The sequence below is a fragment of the Paenibacillus sp. SSG-1 genome (genome assembly GCF_002224835.1).
GTDB classification, from domain to species: domain Bacteria; phylum Bacillota; class Bacilli; order Paenibacillales; family Paenibacillaceae; genus Paenibacillus_AQ; species Paenibacillus_AQ favisporus.
The window spans coordinates 5,726,729-5,749,372 of record NZ_MBRK01000001.1 but is presented as its reverse complement, the minus strand read 5'-3'; the positions used below and the strand labels follow the sequence as shown (position 1 = coordinate 5,749,372).

At 55.9% G+C, this 22,644-nt stretch carries 21 protein-coding genes, 1 tRNA gene and 2 riboswitches; of the genes, 15 read left to right on the top strand and 7 right to left on the bottom strand.

Going from position 1 to position 22,644, the window contains the following annotated elements; genetic code table 11:
* The first annotated feature begins 29 nt into the window (after positions 1-29).
* The 3 genes from BCV73_RS26335 to BCV73_RS26325 all read left to right on the top strand — a co-directional run bounded on the left by BCV73_RS26335 (position 30) and on the right by BCV73_RS26325 (position 6,012).
* Positions 30-1,889, top strand: a complete 1,860-nt coding sequence (locus BCV73_RS26335) for a heparinase II/III family protein (protein ID WP_256993010.1) — start codon at positions 30-32, stop codon at positions 1,887-1,889.
* Between the two features lie 2 nt (positions 1,890-1,891).
* Positions 1,892-3,031: a glycoside hydrolase family 88 protein gene (locus BCV73_RS26330; protein ID WP_089549127.1), complete on the top strand. Its 1,140-nt coding sequence runs from the start codon at positions 1,892-1,894 to the stop codon at positions 3,029-3,031.
* A 440-nt stretch (positions 3,032-3,471) separates the two neighbouring features.
* Positions 3,472-6,012 (top strand): LamG-like jellyroll fold domain-containing protein, encoded by a 2,541-nt coding sequence (locus tag BCV73_RS26325; protein WP_089549126.1) that lies wholly within the window; start codon positions 3,472-3,474, stop codon positions 6,010-6,012.
* Between the two features lie 206 nt (positions 6,013-6,218).
* Here BCV73_RS26325 and BCV73_RS26320 read toward each other — a convergent pair whose 3' ends face one another.
* The 3 genes from BCV73_RS26320 to BCV73_RS26310 form a co-directional block, all read right to left on the bottom strand.
* The gene (locus BCV73_RS26320; protein WP_089549125.1) at positions 6,219-6,725 is read right to left on the bottom strand and encodes a DUF1572 family protein; all 507 of its coding nucleotides are present in this window, start codon (positions 6,723-6,725) and stop codon (positions 6,219-6,221) included.
* 166 nt (positions 6,726-6,891) lie between these two features.
* Positions 6,892-8,187, bottom strand: a complete 1,296-nt coding sequence (gene serS, locus BCV73_RS26315) for a serine--tRNA ligase (protein WP_089549124.1) — start codon at positions 8,185-8,187, stop codon at positions 6,892-6,894.
* A 340-nt stretch (positions 8,188-8,527) separates the two neighbouring features.
* On the bottom strand, positions 8,528-8,998 hold the full coding sequence (locus tag BCV73_RS26310; RefSeq protein WP_089549123.1) for a MarR family winged helix-turn-helix transcriptional regulator: 471 nt from the start codon (positions 8,996-8,998) through the stop codon (positions 8,528-8,530).
* Between the two features lie 154 nt (positions 8,999-9,152).
* Here BCV73_RS26310 and BCV73_RS26305 point away from each other — a divergent pair, with 154 nt between their 5' ends.
* On the top strand, positions 9,153-9,317 hold the full coding sequence (locus BCV73_RS26305) for a DUF1328 domain-containing protein (protein ID WP_076172824.1): 165 nt from the start codon (positions 9,153-9,155) through the stop codon (positions 9,315-9,317).
* 122 nt (positions 9,318-9,439) lie between these two features.
* Here the strand turns inward: BCV73_RS26305 and BCV73_RS26300 are convergent, their stop codons facing one another.
* The 3 genes from BCV73_RS26300 to BCV73_RS26290 all read right to left on the bottom strand — a co-directional run bounded on the left by BCV73_RS26300 (position 9,440) and on the right by BCV73_RS26290 (position 14,135).
* Positions 9,440-10,138: a M50 family metallopeptidase gene (locus BCV73_RS26300; RefSeq protein ID WP_089550410.1), complete on the bottom strand. Its 699-nt coding sequence runs from the start codon at positions 10,136-10,138 to the stop codon at positions 9,440-9,442.
* Between the two features lie 143 nt (positions 10,139-10,281).
* Positions 10,282-11,313 (bottom strand): ribonucleotide-diphosphate reductase subunit beta, encoded by a 1,032-nt coding sequence (locus tag BCV73_RS26295; RefSeq protein ID WP_076172825.1) that lies wholly within the window; start codon positions 11,311-11,313, stop codon positions 10,282-10,284.
* 488 nt (positions 11,314-11,801) lie between these two features.
* Positions 11,802-14,135 (bottom strand): ribonucleoside-diphosphate reductase subunit alpha, encoded by a 2,334-nt coding sequence (locus BCV73_RS26290; RefSeq protein WP_089549122.1) that lies wholly within the window; start codon positions 14,133-14,135, stop codon positions 11,802-11,804.
* Between the two features lie 234 nt (positions 14,136-14,369).
* Positions 14,370-14,592: riboswitch (cobalamin riboswitch) on the bottom strand.
* Positions 14,593-14,880: 288 nt separating this feature from the next.
* Between BCV73_RS26290 and BCV73_RS26285 the strand changes: the two genes are divergently transcribed.
* The 10 genes from BCV73_RS26285 to BCV73_RS26250 all read left to right on the top strand — a co-directional run bounded on the left by BCV73_RS26285 (position 14,881) and on the right by BCV73_RS26250 (position 21,033).
* A complete protein-coding gene (locus BCV73_RS26285) occupies positions 14,881-15,183 on the top strand; it encodes an MTH1187 family thiamine-binding protein (protein WP_076172827.1) in 303 nt (100 codons plus the stop codon).
* Between the two features lie 82 nt (positions 15,184-15,265).
* Positions 15,266-15,337, top strand: a tRNA-Thr gene (locus tag BCV73_RS26280).
* A gap of 439 nt (positions 15,338-15,776) precedes the next feature.
* Entirely contained in the window at positions 15,777-15,893 is a 117-nt protein-coding gene (locus BCV73_RS35485; RefSeq protein ID WP_208837126.1) for a YjcZ family sporulation protein, read from the top strand.
* Between the two features lie 264 nt (positions 15,894-16,157).
* Positions 16,158-16,268: a sporulation protein YjcZ gene (locus tag BCV73_RS34855; protein ID WP_105445680.1), complete on the top strand. Its 111-nt coding sequence runs from the start codon at positions 16,158-16,160 to the stop codon at positions 16,266-16,268.
* Positions 16,269-16,499: 231 nt separating this feature from the next.
* On the top strand, positions 16,500-16,922 hold the full coding sequence (locus BCV73_RS26275) for a CBS domain-containing protein (protein WP_076172830.1): 423 nt from the start codon (positions 16,500-16,502) through the stop codon (positions 16,920-16,922).
* 137 nt (positions 16,923-17,059) lie between these two features.
* Positions 17,060-17,120: riboswitch (Fluoride riboswitch) on the top strand.
* A 135-nt stretch (positions 17,121-17,255) separates the two neighbouring features.
* Entirely contained in the window at positions 17,256-18,587 is a 1,332-nt protein-coding gene (locus BCV73_RS26270) for a voltage-gated chloride channel family protein (RefSeq protein ID WP_089550409.1), read from the top strand.
* Between the two features lie 131 nt (positions 18,588-18,718).
* Positions 18,719-19,165: a spore coat protein gene (locus BCV73_RS26265; protein WP_076172970.1), complete on the top strand. Its 447-nt coding sequence runs from the start codon at positions 18,719-18,721 to the stop codon at positions 19,163-19,165.
* A 221-nt stretch (positions 19,166-19,386) separates the two neighbouring features.
* A complete protein-coding gene (locus tag BCV73_RS26260; RefSeq protein WP_089549121.1) occupies positions 19,387-19,857 on the top strand; it encodes a 2-thiouracil desulfurase family protein in 471 nt (156 codons plus the stop codon).
* A 90-nt stretch (positions 19,858-19,947) separates the two neighbouring features.
* The gene (locus BCV73_RS26255) at positions 19,948-20,172 is read left to right on the top strand and encodes a phage holin (protein ID WP_076172832.1); all 225 of its coding nucleotides are present in this window, start codon (positions 19,948-19,950) and stop codon (positions 20,170-20,172) included.
* Positions 20,173-20,385: 213 nt separating this feature from the next.
* A complete protein-coding gene (locus BCV73_RS26250; protein ID WP_089549120.1) occupies positions 20,386-21,033 on the top strand; it encodes a pyroglutamyl-peptidase I in 648 nt (215 codons plus the stop codon).
* A gap of 70 nt (positions 21,034-21,103) precedes the next feature.
* Here the strand turns inward: BCV73_RS26250 and BCV73_RS26245 are convergent, their stop codons facing one another.
* Positions 21,104-21,775, bottom strand: coding sequence for a DUF6022 family protein (locus tag BCV73_RS26245; RefSeq protein WP_089549119.1), 672 nt, complete (start codon positions 21,773-21,775; stop codon positions 21,104-21,106).
* A 154-nt stretch (positions 21,776-21,929) separates the two neighbouring features.
* Between BCV73_RS26245 and BCV73_RS26240 the strand changes: the two genes are divergently transcribed.
* Complete coding sequence (locus BCV73_RS26240; protein WP_089549118.1) at positions 21,930-22,640, top strand: TetR/AcrR family transcriptional regulator; 711 nt, start codon at positions 21,930-21,932, stop codon at positions 22,638-22,640.
* The last annotated feature ends 4 nt before the right edge of the window (positions 22,641-22,644 follow it).

Below are 22,644 nucleotides of genomic sequence, written 5' to 3'. Positions count from 1 at the left end.
TGGACCGCATAAGAGAGGAGGATTCGCAATTGCTGGAATCATCATCCCGTCACGAGCAAGGAAGTCCGTCCCTGAAGGAAGTGACTCATGACATGGTTCCCGCCGGGTTGGACCTGTATTATCCGGACGGCGACGCGGCCCGTTTCTGGCAGAAGGTCCGGACCTCGGACCTGTATGAAGCGGACCGACGTGAAATTCAGGCGGAAGGTCAGCGGCTGCTTGGACTGCCGCTGCCGGTATTAACGTACTCGCTGTATGCCGACTTTGCCCGTACCGGGCGCCGGCTTGGGTATGAGCGGGTGTATTTCGAGCGGCGCCGCCGGCTGAACACCTTTGCGATTCTGACGATGCTTGAGCCGGAGCGGGATGAATACCGCGAGGCACTGTGCGATACGCTGTGGCTTATTTTGGAGGAGTATACCTGGTGCCTCCCCGCCCACCTGGGGGAAGGGGACGCCGGGGGAGAGATCGATTTGTTCAGTGCCGAAACCGGCTTTGCGCTCAGCGAGCTGCTGTACCTGGCGGGCGACGATCTGCCGCCCCTGATCCGGAGCCGAATTCGGGATGAAGTGCATCGCCGCCTGTTCGAGCCGTATTTGGCCCGGGAGTATCACTGGGAGTCGGCCGTACATAACTGGTCCGCCGTGTGCGCCGGTTCGATCGGCGCTGCGGCGCTGCTGCTAATGGAGGATGCGGACCGTTTGGCGGCCGTTCTGGCGAAGGCGGAGAGAAGCATGAACTGCTACCTGACGGGGTTCGGTGAAGACGGCGCCTGTCAGGAGGGGCTCGGGTACTGGAATTACGGATTCGGTTATTTTACGTATTACGCCGATCTGCTTCGGAAGCGATCTCGTGGACGGCTGGACTGGTTCGCCAGCGACAAGGTCCGCCGCATCGCGCTGTTTCAGCAAACATGCTTTCTTGGCGGAAGCGCGGTGGCGAACTTCTCCGACTCCAGGCCAAGCGGCAGCATTCAGCCGGGGCTGTCGGATTATTTGGCCGGCCTGTATCCCGAGTTCCAGCGGCCGCCGGCCCGCCTCCGGGCTGCGTTTACGCAGGATCACTGCAGCCGCTGGGCGCCGGCCATCCGGAATCTGCTGTGGCGGAGCGGGGAGCCGGCCCAGAGCGAGTGGGGGCCGTTCTTCGGCTACCTGCCCGACGCACAGTGGCTCATCTGGCGGCATGCCGGCCCCGGCTGCGCGTTCGGCTTTGCAGCCAAAGGCGGGCATAACGCCGAGCCCCACAACCATAACGACCTCGGGCAATTCATGCTGTACGGGGACGGCGAGTTTTTCCTCGCCGACCTCGGCAGCGGGGAATACACGAAGTCGTATTTCGGACCGGAGCGCTACACCTACGACTGCAACGGCTCGCAGGGGCACAGCGTGCCGATCGTCGGCGGCCAGTATCAGGCCGAAGGAGAGGACAGCCGGGCGGTGGTCGAAGAGGCTTATGCCGATGAGGCTGGAGCTGTGTTTGGCGTGGACCTCACGCAAGCTTACCGGTACGCGGGGCTGGAAAGCCTGCGCCGTGCGCTCCGCTGGGAGATGCAGGGCGGGCTGCCGAGTCTGGCCCTTACGGACGAGTATCGGTTTGCAGGAGCGCCAAGCTCGGTGGTGGAGCGTTTTGTCACCCGCGTCCGGCCGCGGCTTGCGGGGGACCGGATCGAGCTCCAAGGATCAGGAGAGCAGGGCTTGAAGCTGATTATGCGTTATGACGGCGGGATGCTCTCGCCGGAGATCACCCGGCGGATGTTTATGGACCATGACGGATGCGAAGCCGAATGGTACACGATCGATTTGACGGTCCGGAAGCCGGAGCCCTCCATCCGGGTCGCCGTCACCTTTGAGTTTGAGCCAAATGACAGGGAAAGCGGGGATCGGGAGTGAATATGACGGAACAGGCCGCGCAAGCGGTATGGGTAAATGAAGCTTGGGGCAAGGCGCTGGATAAAGTCCGGCGCACGAGCCAGCGCATCGGGGCGGGATTTCCCCATGCCAGCCCAAACGGCGAGTATGTGCTGGAACCCCCGCACTGGTGGACGGCGGGCTTCTGGCCGGGGCTGCTCTGGCTGCTGTATAACGGCAGCGGGGACGAGCGTCTGCGGGGGATCGCCGAGGAATGCGAGGCCCGGCTCGATGAAGTATTGGACGGCTACACCCGTCTCGACCATGACCTCGGATTTATGTGGACGCTGACGAGCCTGGCTTCCTACAAGCTGACGGGAAGCGAGGAGTCGAAGCGGAGGGCGCTCAAGGCGGCGAATTACCTGGCCGCCCGCTTTAATTTGAAAGGCCGGTTCATCCGCGCCTGGAATCCGTGGTCCGCAGGCGAGGACAATGCCGGCGTCACCATCATCGACTGCGCCATGAACGTGCCGCTGCTGTTCCAGGCGTCCGCCATGACCGGCGATCCGCGGTACCGCCACGTCGCTGAGGCGCATATGGACACGGTGGCCGCCGACTTTGTCCGTCCGGACGGCTCCGTGTATCACATTATGCGCTACGACCCGGACACGGGCGAGCGTATCGGCGGCATCGGCGGCCAGGGCTATGCGCCGGAGTCGGCCTGGTCCCGCGGCACGGCCTGGGCCATCTACGGCCTGACGCTGGCCTATCATCATACCGGCAAGCAAGCCTATCTGGACACGGCCAAGCGTGTCGCCCACTTCTTCCTTGCCAATCTGCCGCAGGACCACGTGCCGCACTGGGACTTCCGGGCGCCGCTGGAAGAAAGGCAATACCGCGACTCCTCGGCCGGCGCGTGCGCGGCCAGCGGGCTGCTCCTGCTGTCGGAGCAGGTGGGTGAGCTGGAAGCAGCCGTCTACCGTGAGCCGGCCGTGCGCATATTGGAGTCGCTATACGCGAACTACGGCGCTTTTGACGATCATGCGCAGGAAGGCCTCATTTTGCATGGGACGAGCCATTATCCGAACCAAACGAATGTGGACGTGCCGCTGATTTACGGCGACTTTTTCTTCGTGGAAGGCCTCGCCCGGCTGCAGGGGAAAGGACCGTTTTATTGGGAATAAGCGGGCGTTGTATTGCGGCGTATGGGCGATTTGAACGTGCAAGGTTGAGCGGTCAAAGCCTGTTTTTTACAGCTGAATACTTGAACGGACGAAAGGAATGGGACTTTAGGGTCTCATTCTTTTTTTTGTTTTAAACTTTCCTAAACTTAATGAAGGATGATAACTGTTATTTGAGCAGCGATAAGTTAAATATTTTCCGAAGACGATTGAAATTTAATGATTATCATTATATGATTACTTAAAACATTTTAGTTTTATCTAAACAAAATACGTGTTGAAAGCGGTTTACAGGTCGACGAAACGGTAACAAGGGAGGGATCGGTCGCCGGGCCGCGGCAGGGGTCACGATGAAGCAGCGCTGTGCGGATCAATGAATGCGTTTTCGCCAAAGATTGAATGATCTTATTTTCTGAAAATTTTATTTGTTGGAGGGAGCAAACATGAACAGAAGGTGGGTTTCGGCATTTTTGATGATGATGCTGTTCGTCACGGTTCCGGGGCAGGTATTTGGTACCGGGCCGGACAGTACGGCGCAGAAAGGCGGCAAGACACAGGAGCAGCAGGGACAGGCGCCGGTGTATCAAAACGTATCCGTACACGATCCATCCATCGTGAAGGACGGGGATACGTATTACGTATTCGGTTCGCATATTGAAGCGGCCCGATCAAAGGACCTGCAGAGCTGGACCCGGTTTACGAACGGGTATACGACGCCGGGCAACGTGCTGTATGGCGATCTGGCGCAAAATTTGGCCGGGTCGTTCGCCTGGGCCGGACAAAATGATTCGGACAGCAAGGGCGGTTTTTCCGTGTGGGCTCCCGACGTGTTCTGGAATCCCGAATATGTGAATACGGACGGCACCAAAGGCGCCTATATGCTGTACTACTGCACGTCCTCGACGTATATCCGGTCGGCCATCGGGTTTGCTGTGTCGCCAAAGATCGAGGGGCCTTATCAGTATGTCGATACCCTGGTGTACTCCGGCTTTACGGAGGGCGATGCCAAGGATAAGGACAGCGCGATCAATAAAAAGTGGACGAACACGAACATTCCGAAGCTGATCGACGGCGGACAGCTCAGCGGGGCAAGCGGTGCCTGGTTCAACGCTGACGGGTCGTTTGCCAACGGCACGTATCCGAATGCGATCGATCCGAACCTGTACTATGACAACAACGGGCAGCTCTGGATGTCTTACGGCTCCTGGTCCGGTGGTATCTTCGTCCTTCCCGTGGACCCGAAGACCGGCAAGGTGAAATATCCCGGCAAAGACGGCAAGACCGCCGACGGACGCCTGGTGGACCGGTATTTCGGCACGAAGGTGGCCGGAGGTTACGGCAAATCGGGCGAAGGTCCGTATGTGGTGTTTGATAAAGCTACCGGCTACTACTACCTGTACATGACCTACGGCTGGCTTGGAGCCGACGGAGGTTACAACATGCGGGTGTTTCGCGCGAAGAACCCGGACGGACCGTATGTGGATGCCCAGGGCCAGAACGCCGTTCTGCCCGGAGACACGGACAACGCGCCGTACGGCAACAAGCTGATGGGGAACTACCTGTTTGCCAGAGACGTGGGCGATCCGGGCACCGGCATCGGCGTAGGGTATGTGTCTCCAGGGCATAACTCCGTGCTGCTGGATGATGCGACCGGCAAGCGGTTCCTCGTCTTTCATACCCGTTTCCCGCAGATGGGCGAAGCGCATGAGGTGCGGGTGCATCAAATGTACATGAATGCGGACGGCTGGCCGGTGGTTGCCCCATACCGGTATGCAGGAGAAACGTTGAGCAAGGTGGACCGTCAGGACCTGATCGGGGAATATAAATTCATCAACCACGGAAAAGGGACGACCGCGGATATCCAGTCCTCCGTGTATATCCGGCTGAACAAGGACAACACGATTTCAGGCGATGTGACCGGCACTTGGAAAAAGACCGGGCACAACGAGGCGGAGCTTGTCATTGCCGGTTCCGTGTACAAGGGCGTCTTCGCCAGCGGCTGGGATCCGGTGTCCGAGCGTTATGTCATGACCTTCACGGCTTCTTCGCGGGAGGGCGTGGCGGTCTGGGGCAGCCGGCTTGAAGACAAAACCGATCAGGCGCTGGTTCAGGACGTATACAACGATCTGAGTCTGGGGGATACGGCGAAGGTCGTGTCGGACCTCGCCCTTCCGGCGGAAGGAGCCCGGCACACCGCGATTTCCTGGAAGAGCTCGGACGAAGCGGTCGTATCGGCCAAAGGTGAGGTGCACCGTCCGGCAGGCGGCGCCCCGGTTCAAGCAGTGCTCACTGCAACAATCACCAAAGGCGGCGCGTCGCTGACGAAGTCCTTTACGGTGACCGTTCTGCCGTACCAGGACGCCAAGCTGTCTGCTTATTACGGACTTGATGGCAGCTTTGCGGACAGTCAGGGGCGGTTTGCCGCAGGTACGGTGACCGGCGACCGGATTGACAAGTCCGGCGGCAGCATCACCTTCGCCGAGAGCAGACAAGGCCAGGCCGCCAAGTTCGACGGAGCCTCCGGGATCCGGCTGCCGGACGGACTGATTTCAAGCAATGCCTATTCGGTTGCGCTGTGGATCAAACCGGAGGAGCTGACGACGTACACGACGGCCTTCTTTGGCGCGAAGGACGGCGACCATTGGGTGAGCCTCGTACCGCGGGGAGCCGTCGCCAACAATACGATGGTCTGGTCGGGCAGCACGATCTGGTATGACGGGGCGACCGGACTGACCATTCCGACCGGCGAGTGGTCGCATCTGGCCTTTTCCGCGGAGAATGGCACGCTGACCGTGTACGTAAATGGGGTGCAGAAGTTCAAGGGAGCGAACTTCCCGGACTGGTTTACCGGCACGAAGGCAAGCTTTAGCCTGGGCGTCAACTGGTGGGATCCGCCGTTTAAAGGGCTGATCGACGAGCTGCGCGTGTATGATGGCGCACTGACGCCAGCGCAGGCAGCGGATTTGGCCAAGAATCCGTCTTAAACATGAGCATACCCCAAGGCAGGCGGTAATAAAAAGGGACAAAGTGAAAAGAGGAAACTCTTTTCACTTTGTCCCTTTTTGACGACTCACTGATATCGGCCGGGGCGGCGAACCAGCAGGTTCCCATTCTCGGCATTATTGCGCTGCCTTTGCTTAGGCTAATGTTCTGTGGGCAAAATCACCCGATAGAGGAGGCCTTTCATCCGCTAGCTCTTGCGGCGCGGAATCGTCAGCGTCTCCCAAGCGTCCGATTGAATCTGCTTGGCGATGTAAATGATCTGCCCGATATGGCTGGAATAGTGCGACATCTGCCGTTCGATCGCTTCCAGCACCGAATGCGGCTTTTCCCGGATGTAGACGGTCCGCAGCAGGTCATCGCTGCTGAGGGAGCCTAGCGCCTTCAGAAAGACGCCCCAGCCGCGGTTCCAGATGTCCAGCAGTTCTTCTCTTGAGGCCACGGTGCCCTCGAACTCGCTGTCCCGGTCGCGGCCTTCTTTTTCCCCGTCGGAATCAAGGAAGTTCGTCCAGCGGGAGATCATATTCCCGCTCATATGATGAACGATAACCGCAATGCTGTTGGAGTCTTCGTTTAACGACCAATTCAGCTTATCGTCCGGAACCTGCGCGATCGCCTTCTCGGCGGAACGTTTCAGTTCGGCGAATTTCTCGTTGACCACCCGGAAATATTCGGTCCCGATATCGTGGGCGCTCATTCCAACCACCTCCGCTATAAAATAACTTTTTTAAACCAGTATAGGGGCCGTTCTTCTTTCCCGGCAAGCAGGGAGGTGACTCTACAATATCTTTTGATTTTCGGGTCTTCCGGTTTTATCGCCGCTCCTGCCATTCCTGATCTCCCATATCCCCAATAGTCCGCGCTTACTCCTCTTTGGGGACGGGGGGGACCAGCTCGGCGATGCCGCCCATATAAGGCCGAAGGGCGTTCGGAATGTAAATCGATCCGTCTTCCCGCTGATGGTTTTCGAGCAGCGGAATCAGAATGCGGGGCGAGGCCACGGCCGTATTGTTCAGCGTATGGCAGTACTGCAGCCTGCCTTCCGCATCGCGGTAGCGGATGTTCGAGCGCCGGGCCTGGAAGTCGAGCAGATTCGACGACGAATGGGTTTCGCCGTAGGCTCCGCGGCTCGGCATCCAGGTTTCGATGTCGTACTGCTTATACGTCTTCTGCGACATGTCTCCGGTGCAGACGGCCATCATCCGGTAAGGAAGCTCCAGCAGCCGCAGGATCTCCTCGGCATGGCCGGTAATTTCCTGAAGCATCGCCTCCGACGCCGCGGGATCGTTCTCGCAGAGGACGACCTGCTCGACCTTGGCGAACTGGTGGACGCGGTATAAGCCGCGTACGTCGCGGCCCGCCGAGCCGATTTCCCGGCGGAAGCAGCTCGACACGCCCGCGAGCCGGATAGGAAGGGCGGCGTCGATCACTTCGTCGCTGTAGTACGACACCAGCGACACCTCCGAAGTGCCGACGAGCCACTTGTCCTCACCGGCCAGCTCATAGGTCTGATCCTTCCCGGTAGGGAAGAATCCCGATCGGGCCAGCGCTTCGGGACGGACCATGACCGGTACGTCCATCGGCGTAAATCCGCGCGAGGCCAGGAGGTCAATCGCCAGCCGCTGTACGGCCAGATGAAGGAACAGGCCAGCTCCCTTCAAATAATAGCTGCGGCTGCCCGCCGTCTTGACCCCGCGCGGAATATCGAACAGATCGTGCAGCTCGCCGAGCGTGACATGATCCTTCATCTCAAAATCGAATTGCCGCGGCGTCCCGATCCGGCGGACTTCCACATTGTCGCTGTCGTCCTTGCCAATCGGCGTGTCCTCCGAGACAACGTTGGGGGCGAGCAGCATCAGTTCCTCAAATTTGCTGGTTGCCTCGCGCAGACCGGCTTCGCAGCCGTCCAGGCTGCGGTTAATCTCCTTCACTTGGCCCTTAAGCTGCTCCGCGGCTTCGTCCTTGCCTTGCTTCAGCAGTCCCGCGATGCTCTTGGTCAGCTCATTGCGCTGAGCCCTTAGCGATTCCGTCTCCTGCAGCAGCCTTCTCCGCTTCTCGTCCCATTCCAGCAGATCGTCCACCTGAAAGGGAATGTTTTTTTGCTCCGCGACTTGCTGTACCTGTTCCTGATGGTCACGGATGAATTGAATGTTTAGCATGGATACCGTCTCCTTTGTCCTTTTGTCCTGTAAAAATACAAAAAGCGCCCTCATCCCTTGGGACGAGGAGCGCTTGCTCGCGGTGCCACCCAATTTGACCAGCCTGCCCGAGGGCAGTGCCGATCCGCTTGGTTCCGCGATAACGGACGGAGGCCGGTTAACTTAGAGAGAGAATGGAGGAGCCGCTGCACTGTCATGCTGCGTACACGCGGGAATCGCCATCCGCTCCGGTCGAAAACGCCTCACAGTTGGATGCTGTTCATCGGCGTAATGTCACTGTTCAGTTCTTTGCGGTTTAGTATAGCGTAAACCGATCAAAAGCACAATATACATACATCCCTTACCTGGATGTGTACTCCTCCAAAAGCTTTTGTATGCTTTGGTGCATGCGGAGCAGGCTCTCCACATCGGAAGCGGGGAGCTGCTCGAGGGCATACGCCATGGCTTGGTAGGAGCGGGGCTTAGCCGCCGACTGAAGGGAACGCTCCCGTCCATCAGCGGTAAGGCTCAGCTTGACCTCCCTGCGGTCTGTCTCGGAGATAACACGGTCCACCAATCCCGATTGGACGAGGCCTTCCACTTGAACGCTAAGGGTGCTTTTAGGAGAAGAGAGACGCTCGGTTAATTCTCTTAGTGTCATGCCGGGCGCGGTATACAGCGTGTTCAGGATGGCGAGCTGCAGCACGGTTAATCCTAGTCCCTCCGCGTTGCTGCGGGTAAACTCCAGAAGGCGTTTTTGAATGCCGGAAAAGGATTGAACGACTTCAGCGGCCAGCTTGATTTGAGGATCTTGGCGTTCTTGGTGATCCATGGCTCAGGCAACCTTTCGTTTATTAATTTGTTCAATAATGAACAGTTCAAGTATGGACAAATTATATGCGGATTTGGGGCATTTTTCAAGGTTCAAATCTCCGATTCAGGGTTAAAAACAAGTACCACATTCTAACGAAAGAAAGGTGATCACGATGATCGGACTCGCGATTTTGTTTTTGATCATTGCCATCGTAGCTGCGATTTTCGGCTTCTTCGGCATCGTTTCTGCGCTCGTTGGCGTCGCAAAGGTGCTGTTCTTCGTCTTCCTGATCCTGTTTATTCTGTCGCTGATATTTGGCAGAAGACGGAGCAGTTGACGCTAGCTGCGCCGCTGGTCCCGTTCATACGAACACTCGATAAGAGCAGAAAAGGCTTGCGCCCACATACGTGTGGGACAAGCCTTTTTTTTGGGTTGAGAGAATTCGAAACGGCGTACGTTTTATCCGGTCCGCATGCTGGTGTTTGCAGTGGGCTTTCGCGCGGGCTTCCGCCAAAACAAGGTAAGGCTTTGGGTGGTGCACCAAAGCGCAAACAGCAGAAACAGCACCGACCAGGCGATGGCAGGGAGCACCGTCATGTGAGCCAGGTTGGCCGCGTCACCGGCCTGCCGCGGATTGGTCAAGGAAGTGATGGCCAGGGTAAGCGGCCCAACAACCGATTCTTCCAGGCAAAGGAAGGCGAGCAGAAGGTAATAGAAATTGCGCACGGTGCTGCCCAGCAAATAAAACACGATGTTCAGCGCCATAAAGATGACGAGCCACCAAACCCCATAGCTGTTCCGGACAAAAAAGAGCAGGTTGACGGCAGCCAGCAGCGTGATCAGGATCAGCCCGGCGGCCTGCTTACGTTTGGCGTACCCGTAGAATAGAAGCACAGCGAAGATGGAAGCGATCGTATACCCCGACAGCGAGACGAGCACGGAGCTCCAGCCGGAGGATAAATAGGAGTAGGTGGTCCCGCTGTGATCGGCATTGAGCTCGATGCGCAGAACCCTTCCGGAGAGCAGCAGGGTGACGACCGCATGGCCGAACTCATGAATCATCGTATCCAGGGTGCGGAACCAGGAGGAAAACGGGATCAGCCGGGTCAGAATCGCGGATGCGACAAGAAACAAGACAGCCTTCAAGGATTTATTCACGGGCAACGGGCAGCTCCTTTCCAAACGGTAGCATGCGGATCTAATATCTTTTGTTCCATCATACACGATCCAATGAAAAAGGGAAGCGCAGCGGAGCTGCACTTCCCGGTTGTTGCGGAACTAGTATATTGCAGGCGAGCGGCTTACAGATCGTCGAATCCGTTGTCGTCGCCGACCTTGCCGTAGTTGCGGGATTTGGCTTCGAAGAAGTCCGTTTTGGTGGCGTTGAGCGCCTCGTCGGAGAAAGGACGAATCCATGGCATGCAGTTGGAATCCACGCCTTCGTAACCTTTTTCCATCCCCATCATTTTCAGGCGTTTGTTGGCGATGTACTTGATGTAGTCGGACAGCTCATTCAGATCGATGCCTTTGACCTCGCTGAGCGTGTAGTGCGCCCAGTTCGTTTCCAGTTCAACCGCGCGGTCGATCGTGCGGTAGACGTAGTCCATGTTCTCCTTCGTGTTCAGCTCAGGGAAATCCTTGAGCAGCTGCTTGAACACTTCGCCGAAGAAGTAGCAGTGCTGGTTCTCGTCGCGCTGGATGTAGGAGATCATTTGGCTGGTCGCCATCATCTTCTGGTCACGGGCCAGGTTGTAGAAGAAGGCGAACGTGCTGTAGAAGAAAATGCCTTCCAGGATCAGGTCGGCCACAAGTGCTCTAAAGAACGTTTGCGGATTCTGCTCGTCGCGGAACTCCTGGTAGATTTCCGAGATGAAACGGTTGCGGTCGAGCAGCACCGGATCATGCTTCCAGTACTCGAAAATCTCTTTCTGCTCCTGCTCCGAAACGATCGAAGACAGCACGTAGGAGTAGGATTGGTTGTGTACGACTTCCTGCTGCCCGATGATAGCCGAAATGGCCTCCAGCGAGGAATCGGTAAAATAACGCTTTACGTCGCCGATGAACATCGTCTGCATCGAGTCCAGCACGGCGAGCAGGGAAATGTTGATCTTGAAGGTGCGCTGCTCTTCCGGATCGAGGTTGACGAACTGCTGCGCGTCTTTGGCCATCGGAATTTCGTCGGCGATCCAGTGGTTCAGCAGCAGAACCTTATACAATTTGTACATATGGGGCATGCGGATATCGTTCCAGTTCAGGATGCCCGAGCATTCTCCTTCGATGATGCGGGTTGAGCGGTTCGGTGCTTCGGTGTTAAAAATCTTTTGCATTTGCATACTCGATTCCTCCTCGTAGTTCTGTTTTTACTTGCTCATTTATATCAACATCCATCGCAGAATGCTGTAATCCATATCAGTTGAGCTATACCAGTGATCTTTAACTTAAGGTTTCAGATAGTCTGCCTCAAATGGTTCATGCAGTATCTTTCCATTCCAGTTGTCCTTATCCGTTTAGCCGGACGCGTGGCGAGCCTCCCGTATTTTGGCGAAGCCAAAACAGGGAGCAAAGCCGCGCGACGCAAGGGGTCTCCGAGAATCGAGGAGACCACCACTCGCACCGCTCAAACGTAAAAGCGTGTCCCCCATAACCTGCAAAGCAGGAGGGGGACGAAAGCGACTCACAGCACATATTCACATCAAGAAAATCCGCCACCCGCCGGTCTTCCGCCAACATTCCGGGTGTCCAGAGGGCAGCGCCCTCGGGGCCCTCCCTTGGAAGGGAGGGTTTGGGAGGGATCGAAAAAGGTTTTAGGCTTTAATATCTTTTACGACGCACACGACTCGCACTCTTCAATCGTCAGCGCACGGCTGCGGACGTAGTACGTCGTTTTGATGCCGGCTTTCCAGGCGTGAAGGTGAAGCTCCAGGAATTCCGTCGCCCGGATATCAGGACGAACGTACAGGTTGAAGCTTTGAGCCTGGTCGATGTGGCGCTGACGCGCCGCGGCCATCTTGATGGACCAATGCTGGTCGATCAGGAATGCCGTTTTGTAATACCAGATCGTCTTCTCGGACAGGTCCGGAGCCGGGTTGGCGATCTTGTAGGTCGTTTTTTCCTCGTAAGACAGAAGGTCGTACAGCGGATCGATGCTGGCGGTGGAGCCGGCAATGATTGAAGTCGAACCGTTCGGCGCAATGGCAAACAGCCAGGCGTTGCGGACGCCGTTCTGCTGCACTTCCTGCTGGAGCTCTTTCCACTGCTCGGTGGTGACGAACTTGCCTTCATGCTCGCCGTCGACATAACCGCGGCTGGTGAAGTAAGCGCCGTTCTCCCAGTCGGAGCCTTTGAACTTCGGATAGTGGCCTTTCTCCTTGGCCAGCTCCATGCTGGATTTGACGAGCAGGTAGTTGATTTTTTCGTACAAATTGTCGTTATATTCAACCGCTTCGTCGGACTCCCAACGGATGCCTTCAAGGGCGAGCAGGTGATGCAGGCCGAAGGTGCCGAGTCCAACCGCGCGGTATTGGCTGTTCGTATATTGGGCTTGCAGGACTTCAATGTTGTTAATGTCGATGACGTTATCCAGCATGCGTACCTGGATCGGCACCAGACGGTCCAGCACATTGTCCGGAACGGCACGGGCCAGGTGAATCGAGTTCAGGTTGCAGACAACGAAGTCGCCGGGAACCTTGGAAATGACGATCCGGGTTTGGCCGTCCTTGGTCACGAGTTCTTCTTTTTCCACCACGGTGGCGGATTGGTTCTGCATAATTTCGGTGCACAGGTTGGACGAGTAGATCATGCCATGTGCACGGTTCGGGTTCGCACGGTTGACGGTATCCCGGTAGAACATGTACGGCGTGCCGGTTTCCAGCTGCGATTTCATGATGCGCTTCATGATGTCGATCGCAGGCACCGTAATTCTTGGAAGCAGCGGGTGGGCAACCGCTTCGGCGTACTTCTCGCGGAACGATCCTTGACCGACCGTTTCGTCATAATAATCCTCAAGACCCGCAGGACGGCCGTTGGCATCCTTCCAGCCCATAATTTTCTTCACTTCATGCGGGCAGAACAGGCTCCACTCGCCGCGGGCTTCAACCGCCTCCATGAACAGATCCGGCAGGCACACCCCATGGAACACGTCATGCGCTCTCATGCGCTCGTCGCCATTGTTCAGCTTCAGGTCCAGGAAGGCCAGGATGTCTTTATGGAAGACGTCCAGGTAGACGGCAACCGCACCTTTACGGGTACCGAGCTGGTCAACGCTGACCGCCGTGTTGTTCAGCTGGCGGATCCAAGGAATGACACCGGAGCTGGTGTTCTTGTGACCGCGGATGTCGGAGCCGCGCGCCCGGACTTTACCGAGGTAAACGCCGATGCCGCCGCCCATTTTGCTGAGACGGGCCACGTCGGTATTGGAGTCGAAAATCCCTTCCAACGAGTCGTCCACCGTGTCGATAAAGCAGCTGGACAGCTGTCCGGCGACCTTCTTGCCGGCGTTGGACATCGTTGGCGTAGCGGCGGTCATGTACAGGTTGCTCATGGCCCAATACGCTTCCTTCACGAGCTCAAGGCGCTTGTCCTCTGGCTCAGTGTGCATCAAGTACATGGCGATGACCATGTAGCGCTCCTGCGGGAGCTCCATAACGCGTCCGTCGAAATCATGCGCAAGGTAGCGGTCGGACAGGGTCAGCAGACCGATATAGTCGAACAGCAGGTCGCATTTGTAATCGATGCAGTGGCCCAATTCTTCAATTTGCTCTTTTGTATAGCAGGTGAGGAGCTCCTCGCGGTAGATTCCTTTTTGCACCAGCTCGGTAATGAGAGGGTAGAACGCACCATATGGCTCGTCAGGATAGGCTTTGTAGCGGCGGTTGTAAGCGGCCTTCTTGTACAGGGAGGTCAGCAGTGAGCGCGCTGCGGCGAACTTCCAGTTCGGCTCCTCCTTGGTGACCAGCTCAAGCGCCGACATCGTGAACGCGCTGCTGATTTCGTCGCCGGTGACTTCCTCGCGGCGCAGTTTGCTCTGCACGCCCCGGAGGAGGCGCTCCTTGTCCAGGGTCTCCAGCCCCTCCAGGATTCGGTCGGCATAAACGGAGAGACGGATTTCATCAAAAGCCAGCTGGCGGTTGTTCGGTTTGGTAACGAGCTGCGGCATGGTGCAGATCTCCTTTCAAAGTTTGTATATTTGGTATAACGGAAAGTAGGACGATGCTGTGAAGAGGGAGCTCTTGCTGTGCTTGCCCATACAAAAGGCATTTCCGAAGAACCTGAAGCACAGGTACGAAAATGCCGCTAGATCCCGTATGCCCTATTTACGAGCATGGGAAAAAATATCTATCACCCTATGTATAGATATCGACTGGCATCACGCACCTATTCCTCGTAGGCCTTTCGTGAGACAAAACAGGCAGGTCTCCTGACTCCCGAAAATGCGATATTCGGCGCCTTCCCGTCCGCGTGACGGACAGTGGCCTCAGCCGATATCGTGCCGAAAGCTCGGAGCTCTCGGCCTTCCGGTTACAGTGGCGGGACCGTGACGGATTCACACCGTGCTTCCCTATTATGAACGCCTGGCAAATCGAGCCGTGTTCACCTGTTTCCACTATATTTGGTTGCTTTCATACTAATTTAACCCAATATATTGTGTTTGTAAACCTAGTTCCTCTTAAAAGACGAGCAATGAGAATTATACCAGATGGACCCCCGGGGCGCTACTGTGAACCATTGGAGATTAGCCTCTAGAGGGGGCTGAAAAGGTAGAAATCGGGCGGATTTTGCAGGAAAAACGCGAATAAAAAATTTTGCGGGCCATCCTTTTGCGATTCTGGAGGCGGTCGGGTAAAATAAAAATAGGAATAAAGTTCGATCCGCTTGCAAAAGGATAAAGGAGGCGCACGACCATGGCAATTGCAGAGGTAACGGTCATTCCGATCGGAACGGCCACGACCAGCCTGAGCTCCTATGTGGCACAGATGCAGCAGGTGCTGGCGGAGCAGAAGGGGATCAGCTACGAGCTGACGTCGATGAGCACGATCATTGAGGGGGCTCTTCCGGATGTATGGCAGGCGATTGCAGCCCTGCACGAAGCACCGTTCCTGGCCGGCGCGCAGCGCGTATCCACTTCAGTCAAAATTGACGATAGACGGGACAAAGCCTCTTCCAGCGCCCAGAAGCTGCAATCGGTCCGCGACAAATTGAAATAAATTCCAACTGCAAATGAAGTATTGCATTTTGGAAAAGAAGTTGTATAATAGTTTTTGTTTGACGGAAAATTTCATTTTCCACGCTGGTGTAGCTCAGGGGTAGAGCAACGCACTCGTAATGCGTAGGTCGGGGGTTCAATTCCCTTCACCAGCATCTTTCATAAGCCTTACAGGACGCGGGTTTCCGGATTTCGGAGACCGCGTCTTTTTTGTTAATTTGGGCGATCTTCTACCATTTTTCTGTCCTTTAGTCGAGTAAAGCGTGTTTTTCCCATCAATTAAAAATAAAATGGAATTTCCCCTGTCGGCTGTCGCAGGTCCTAGCAGCGCTGCATGAGCAATCCAGAGGCGCGCAAAGGTATCCCAATAAGGACAAGAATCAGGAATGATAAAGACCTTTATGTAAGAACCAATTACCTATACTGGGCATATAGTATAGTGGCTCATAAAACTTCCTTGATGTAAGGCAAAGCCCGCTTTCGAAGCGGGCGTTTTCATTCAGGAAAAAAATCAAATCTTAAGTGCGTTTACCCATACCAAATGGTGGAATGTACATATTGTAATATTAACTTTCTTACAAAGGAGGTACATGTATGAGCGACGGTGTTGTTGGTGGCGTAGGATACGGTTACGGTTTGCACAGCAACGTAGGTGCTATCCTGGTGCTCTTTATTTTGTTGGTAATTATCGTTAAGGCATTCTGTTGGTAATAAAAAGTCAGGAATGAGGAAGCCCCTGCTGGCTAAGTGCTGGCAGGGGCTTTTTTTATTTATAAATTAAAGTAGTTTCTCACTATCTAGGCACGTACAAGTTGGATTACTAGGGTAGCACGCGTTGTACTAATCCCGCCAGCTAGCCGTGGGCTCACTCGGGACCGAGGGAAAATAGTCTTTTAAACCGCTGACTCTGTCCACAACGCTGAAAGGTTTCTTTCATAGAATAAAACTGATCCTATGAAGAAAGGGGAATATCACATGAGCGAAGTTGGTGGAGTTGGTTATGGTGGCGGCTGGTCGACGAGCGTCGGTATCATTCTTGTCCTCTTTATTCTGCTTGTCATCATCGCTAAAACTTGGGGATACTAATTGCTGAAAGGTCCTTAGCCCGCCTGATCGATCCGGGGGCATGAGACCCACACAAGCGCAGCGCAGTGATCCGTTATGGATCCTGCGCTTTTTTTATATATCATCGGCGAAATATTCAGCGGACAGCCTGACCCATATTCGTGCAGTTCTTAGCACAGCGCGCCAATCCTGAATAATCCCGGTACCCCTGGGTAAAATACGGGGGATCATTCCTAGAGGAGGTAAACAGCAATGACGATGGTTCGCGACGTAATGACCAAAGACGTAAAGGTATGCGCACCCCATGATTCGATCACGGCTGCGGCGCAAATCATGCGCGATGTCAACTGTGGATCGGTTCCGGTTTGCGAAGGCAAAAAAGTGGTAGGTATGATTACCGACCGCGATATCGTGCTGAACTGCGTAGCTGCGGGTAAAGACCCGGGCAGCGTACACTGCCATGACTGCATGACAAGCGATGTCATTTCGTGCTCGCCGGACACCGATGCCCACGAGTGCGCGAAATTGATGGCCGACCATCAAATCCGCCGCATTCCGGTTGTAGAGAACGGAGAAATGGTAGGGATCTGCGCCATTGGCGACCTGGCGACGATGAACATCCACATCAACGAAGCCGGCGATGCCCTCAGCCAAATTTCTGAACCTCTCCATTAAGAGGACGGTGCGGCAGGGAAACTAGTTCGCTGCAGAAGCACCCGTAAAGCGAAAGCGCGATACGGGTGCTTTTTCGTCTATTGTGGCGTTCAGATTTTCTGTTGACTTCAGGCCAATCGCTCATTACAATAATTTGTAACAACATAGGCGATGGAGTTCGCCTTTAACCGCCCGTGAGCTAATGACTCCTACCAGTGCAGACACTGGTAGGAGTCTATTTTTTTGCAGGCATTCCTGCACCGGGACAAGCAGGGGAGCGGTAATTTGCCCCTGAATGAGGAACAATAGGAAATACATCATAGCTGGGGGGAAACCGCTGTAATGGGAAAACGGATGACGAGGGGAAAACGCAGGTTATATGTATACGCAGGCAAATTCATGCATCTCGCGCTGCTTGGCTATATCGTGAAGTGGTCGGTCATCGGGAGTCTGGTGGGGGTGCTTACAGGCTCCGGATCGGCCTTGTTTCTGGCAGCGCTGGATGCCGTTACGCAGCAGCGTCTGCAGCACCCGTGGCTCCTGTGGCTGCTTCCATTTGGGGGAGCCTTGGTAAGCTACCTGTATTGGAAATACGGCAAGGACGCGTCCAAGGGCAACAACTTGATACTGGAGCAGATTCATGAGGGCGGCGGAGCTATTCCGCTGCGCATGGCTCCGCTCGTCCTGTTCGGAACGATTCTGACCCATTGGTTCGGCGGCTCAGCCGGACGGGAAGGAACGGCGGTGCAGATGGGTGGGAGCTTGTCGGAATGGATCGGCAAGAGACTTCGGCTTAGCCCAGCCGACCGTCGCATCATTCTGATGTGCGGCATCAGCAGCGGTTTTGGCTCAGTTTTTGGGACGCCGCTCGCCGGAACAGTCTTCGGGCTGGAGGTGCTTGCGTTGGGGATGATCCGTTACGAAGCGCTGTTTGCCTGTTTTGTGGCGAGCTTTATCGGGGATCTGACCACGAAGGCCTGGGGAATTCATCATATTCATTATTCCGTAAACACGATTCCGGCGATCACGCTGATCACGGTGCTGAAGGTCGTGCTCGCGTCGATGGTGTTCGGCCTGGCCAGCATTTTGTTCAGCGAGCTGACGCATTGGCTGAAAGCGCGCTTCACCGGCTGGTTCCGGAATCCGGCGGTCAAGAGCTTTGCCGGGGGCTGCATCCTGATTGCCATCGTCTACGCGTTCGGCACAAGGGAATACCTCGGGCTTGGTCTTCCGCTGATCAGCGATGCTTTTGAAGGGACGGCGCCAAAGCTGGCGTTTCTCTGGAAAACCGTGTTCACTTCGATTACGCTGGGGGCCGGATTTCAAGGCGGAGAGGTGACTCCGCTCTTCGTCATCGGTGCAACGCTGGGCAGCACGCTGGCGGACTTGCTCCATCTAGCGGTGCCGTTTATGGCAGCCCTCGGTTTTATCGCAGTGTTCAGCGGTGCGACCAATACCCCGATTGCCTGCTTTATTATGGGGATCGAGCTGTTCGGTTCGGGGAATTTGGTATACATGTTCATCGCCTGCGTCGTCAGTTATTATTTTTCCGGGCATACCGGCATCTATGTGTCGCAGCGGATCGGGGTGTCCAAGTCCAGGCTGCTGCGCCTGCCGGAACAGGCGACGCTGGCTTCGGTCCGAGGGAAGAAGGGAAGAAAGAAGGAGAAAAGGGAGCGCGCCTAATTTTTTTAGCAAGACATCTTCCCCTCTGGGCGCCCTGGGCATATGCTATCCCATCATCGATTGGAGGGATTGCATTGTCTTCTGGAAAGAAAGCCCAAGTGAAACACTTAGCATGGCATGAAACATTGGAGATGCATGAGCTGGTAGCAGCACAGTCCAACGACCTGATTTGCCTGAAAATGGACATCGGCAAGGTCACCGATCCGCAGCTGCACGCCCTGTATAAAGAGGCTATTATGAGCCTGGAGCAAAACATAAAAGACCTGCTGCAGTTTTATCCGCAAGCACCGGTCCCGGGAGCGAGAGGCGGCAAAGCCGAAGCGGCAGACATGACGGGCTTTTATGCCGGCCATTTGCTGGGCAAGGCCAAAGGTTGGGTTCGCAATTACGCGCTTGCGATTACGGAAACGGCAACACCGGCCTTAAGGGAGGTTTTCGTTAAGCATCTGAACAATGCGATCAAACTCCATGCCAAGGTTTTTGAATTCATGGAGGAGCGTTCGATGTACCCTGCTTACGATCTGGAGCGGCTCCTGGCCAATGATATGGAAAATGCAAAAAAGGCGTTAAGCATGTAACATCTGCACCTCTGGGGCAAGGGGAAAAAGAGATATCGAGGAAAGTCCGGGAGCCTGATCCCGGGCTTTCCTCGTTTTTTCGGCCCAATCCTACACCGTGAAGCCGGGCCTCCCCGGCAGTTCGCTTATGCAGTATACTTTCGTTAAAGTCATAAATAGTTTACGTGGGACAAATAAATAGTTTACGTGAAACGGATTAACAGTTCAGGAGGTGAACGGGTATGATTATGGTCAGTTCTTGTCTGGCCGGACTGAAGGTTCGCTATAATGGAACCGACAGTCTGAATGAAGTCATTCAGCAAATGGTGGCGCAGAACAGGGCGGTGACGGTCTGCCCCGAACTGCTGGGGGGATTCGTCACCCCGAGAGAGCCTGCGGAGATCGTAGGCGGGGATGGGAGGGCCGTGCTGGAGGGCCGGGCCAGGGTTGTTGAGAAATCGGGCCGGGACGTCAGCGGCATGTATATTCAGGGGGCTCACCGGACGCTGGAAAAAGCCCGTGAAGTCGGTGCGTCCATGGTGGTGCTCAAAGAGTACAGCCCCTCCTGCGGAAGCGCCATGATTTATAACGGTTCCTTCGCCAATGAGAAGGTGGCCGGCAGCGGGGTGACGACCGCCCTGCTGGAACGGGAGGGCATTCGGGTGATGTCCGAAGAGACGTTTCTGGAGGCTCTGGACTCAGGTCTTCTCTAAAATCGCTGGCATCGCTCGTCCATCCCGTGAAAGTTTCGGACAAGTTTGCCGGGGCGGATGAATATATATGACCTTAAAGGAGGTCATATGATGCTCAAGAAGAAACGGTTTCGCAACTATGCGCTTTGGATCAGTATGGTCTCGCAGGTGCTTCTGCTGGTGCAGCTGATTGGTCATCTCACCGGAGCGTTTGAACTGTCGGATATGAAGCGGCAAGAGCTTGTGGCGGCCGCGGACCTGGTGCTCGGAATTTTGGCGACGCTGGGGATTATCTCCAATCCGACCAAGCCGAACAGTGGCGGATATAATTTGTAGATGGGAACCCTGCCGTGCAGCCGCCAGCTGCCGGGCAGGGTGTTTTTTTGAGATGCAGGCTCCGGAGACTTTGGATTCCTTACGTATCGCAGGACAAAAAGGAACGGAATCCGCGGGGAAGCAGCATCCCTTCTTGGCGGCGCGATTTCGGGTAGGAACGATCTGTCCCGTTTGATATGATGGAAGGAAAGACTTGCCGGGAGGAGAAGCTTCATGAAAATACTGGTATCAGGATTTGAGCCCTTTGGCGGAAATGCGGTCAATCCGACGGAGCAGCTCGTGCGGGATATCCGGGAGGAGACGTTTGCGGAGGCCGAGATCCGGACGGTTCTGCTTCCGGTCCATTATGACGAATGTGCCGAAAGGCTGCTTGAGGTGGTGCGTGACTATCAGCCGGACGCCGTAATCTGCTGCGGCCTGGCCGCAGGCCGGACGGCGGTAACGCCGGAGCGGATCGCGGTGAACGTCAAGGACGTGGCGCCGGAAGCGGCATACGCCGACAACAAAGGGGAGAGGCCGCAGGATCTGCCCATTAATCCGGCAGGACCGGACGGATTGTTCTCGCGGCTGCCGATCCGAGAGGCCGTGAACCGGCTGAAGGCGGAGGGGATTCCGGCTGCCGTGTCCGAGTCGGCCGGCACGTTTATTTGCAACAACACGATGTACGCCGTGCTGGATTATATCCGTGAGCAGAAGCTGTCAACGCTGGCGGGTTTTGTCCATTTCCCGGCCTCTACGGAAATGGCGCTGCAGAAGCCGGGCCTGCCTTCGCTGCCGCAGGAAATGATGCTGCGGGCGCTGCGCGTGATCATCCTTACGACGATCGATGCGGCAAAGCAGCAGCGGCAGCCCGCGGGGTAACGGGTATCGCTCACCGCCTGACACCTCCAGGTGCTTGTTCAAAACAAGCTCCGGGGGTGTTTTTTTGCTGTTATTGCCCTTCGCCGGCTTGCTGAACGGGACGCTTGAAAAAACCGATCAGGCGGTCCTGATGCGGCACGATCTGTACAAGCTCCCAGCCATGGCGCCCCCACGAGGACAGCGCATAATTAAAGTCCACCGCCGTGTGGCCGCGGTATGATTGCATGTATTCGAGCAGCCCCGCGTCCGTCCCGTATTCCCATTCCAGCGGCTCGTCGCCGGCGGAATGACGGTAACGCTGGGGCAGTCCGCTTAGGCGCACGCCTGTGGTGCAGAGTGCTTGGAGAATGGCTTCTTGCTCCGTTTCTTCCAGGGCTAAAAAGCGTGGCGGCTGCGGGAAATGAAACCGGGCGTGAGAATGGAAAATTTGCAGCACTGCCGTGCCGCACGGATTACCGGTTTCGTCTCTGACCACATACCATACGCATCGCTCACGCTCCTCGGGCGGGCCCCAGTTCTCGACTGACTCCGACAAGCGGAATCCGGCGGGGACCTCGTATCCCGACTTCCGCACCTCCTCGCAGATCGGACCCATCAGCTGTTGAATATAGACGCCGTAAGCGCGGTCGCCGAATTCCGCAAACATGCTGCTGAGTTCCTCTGCATGCTCTTGAAGAATCGCCTCCCAAATTTCGCCCAGGTGCCGGTTCATGGACCGGACTACCGAATAAATTGGATTCATATAAAACTCCCTTCACATCGTAAAATTTTGCCTAGGCTGTTCTGATTCCGTTGCGGAATACCACTGCCCATTAATCTAATGGGTTTAGATTAATCTAATGGGATTAGAATAATGGCATATGCTATAATTGTCAAGTGAAAAGGAGGGCTCTTCGATGGCCAGAAAACGAACGGTGCCCCAGCATCCCTTCTCCGGCACGGGGGAACAGGAGGAGCTGCACATTCCACTAGACCGTGACCGGATTGTCCGGACGGCGCTCCGCGTGTTGAACGAATTTGGCTTGAAGGAGCTGAGCATGCGTAAGATTGCCGATGAGCTCCAGGTAAAGACCGCTTCCCTGTATTATCATGTGAAGGATAAAGAACAGCTGCTCCAGCTTATCGGGGATAAAATAAGCGAAGAAATGGACAGGCCCGACCCGGACCTGCCTTGGCAGGAACAGCTGATCCAGTGGGGGCATGCATTCCGGCGCGTACTGCACCGCTACCGTGATGCGGTGGACCTGTTCAATGGCGGCATCGCCATGGGATACCACCGTCTGCTGCAGATTGAAAGACTGTACCAAATCTTTGCGTCGGCCGGATTCGCGGATGGTCACATCCCGTGGATGGCATCCATGGTGAAGAACCATGTGCTCGGCTTTGTGGCCGAGGAGGTGCGGCTGAAGGGGATGGCCGGTTCCGGCGAGGAAGCACAGGCTCAGCTCAGCGAGGAGTACGCCCGGTTCTTCCGCAGTTTGCCAAGCGAGCAGTTTCCGAATATGATCCGGCTGGCTTCCCATACGACCGATACCGGATGGCAGGAGGAATTCGAATTCGGGCTGGACGTCCTGATGGACGGCTTCCGGCAGAGGCTGACCGACTGATCCG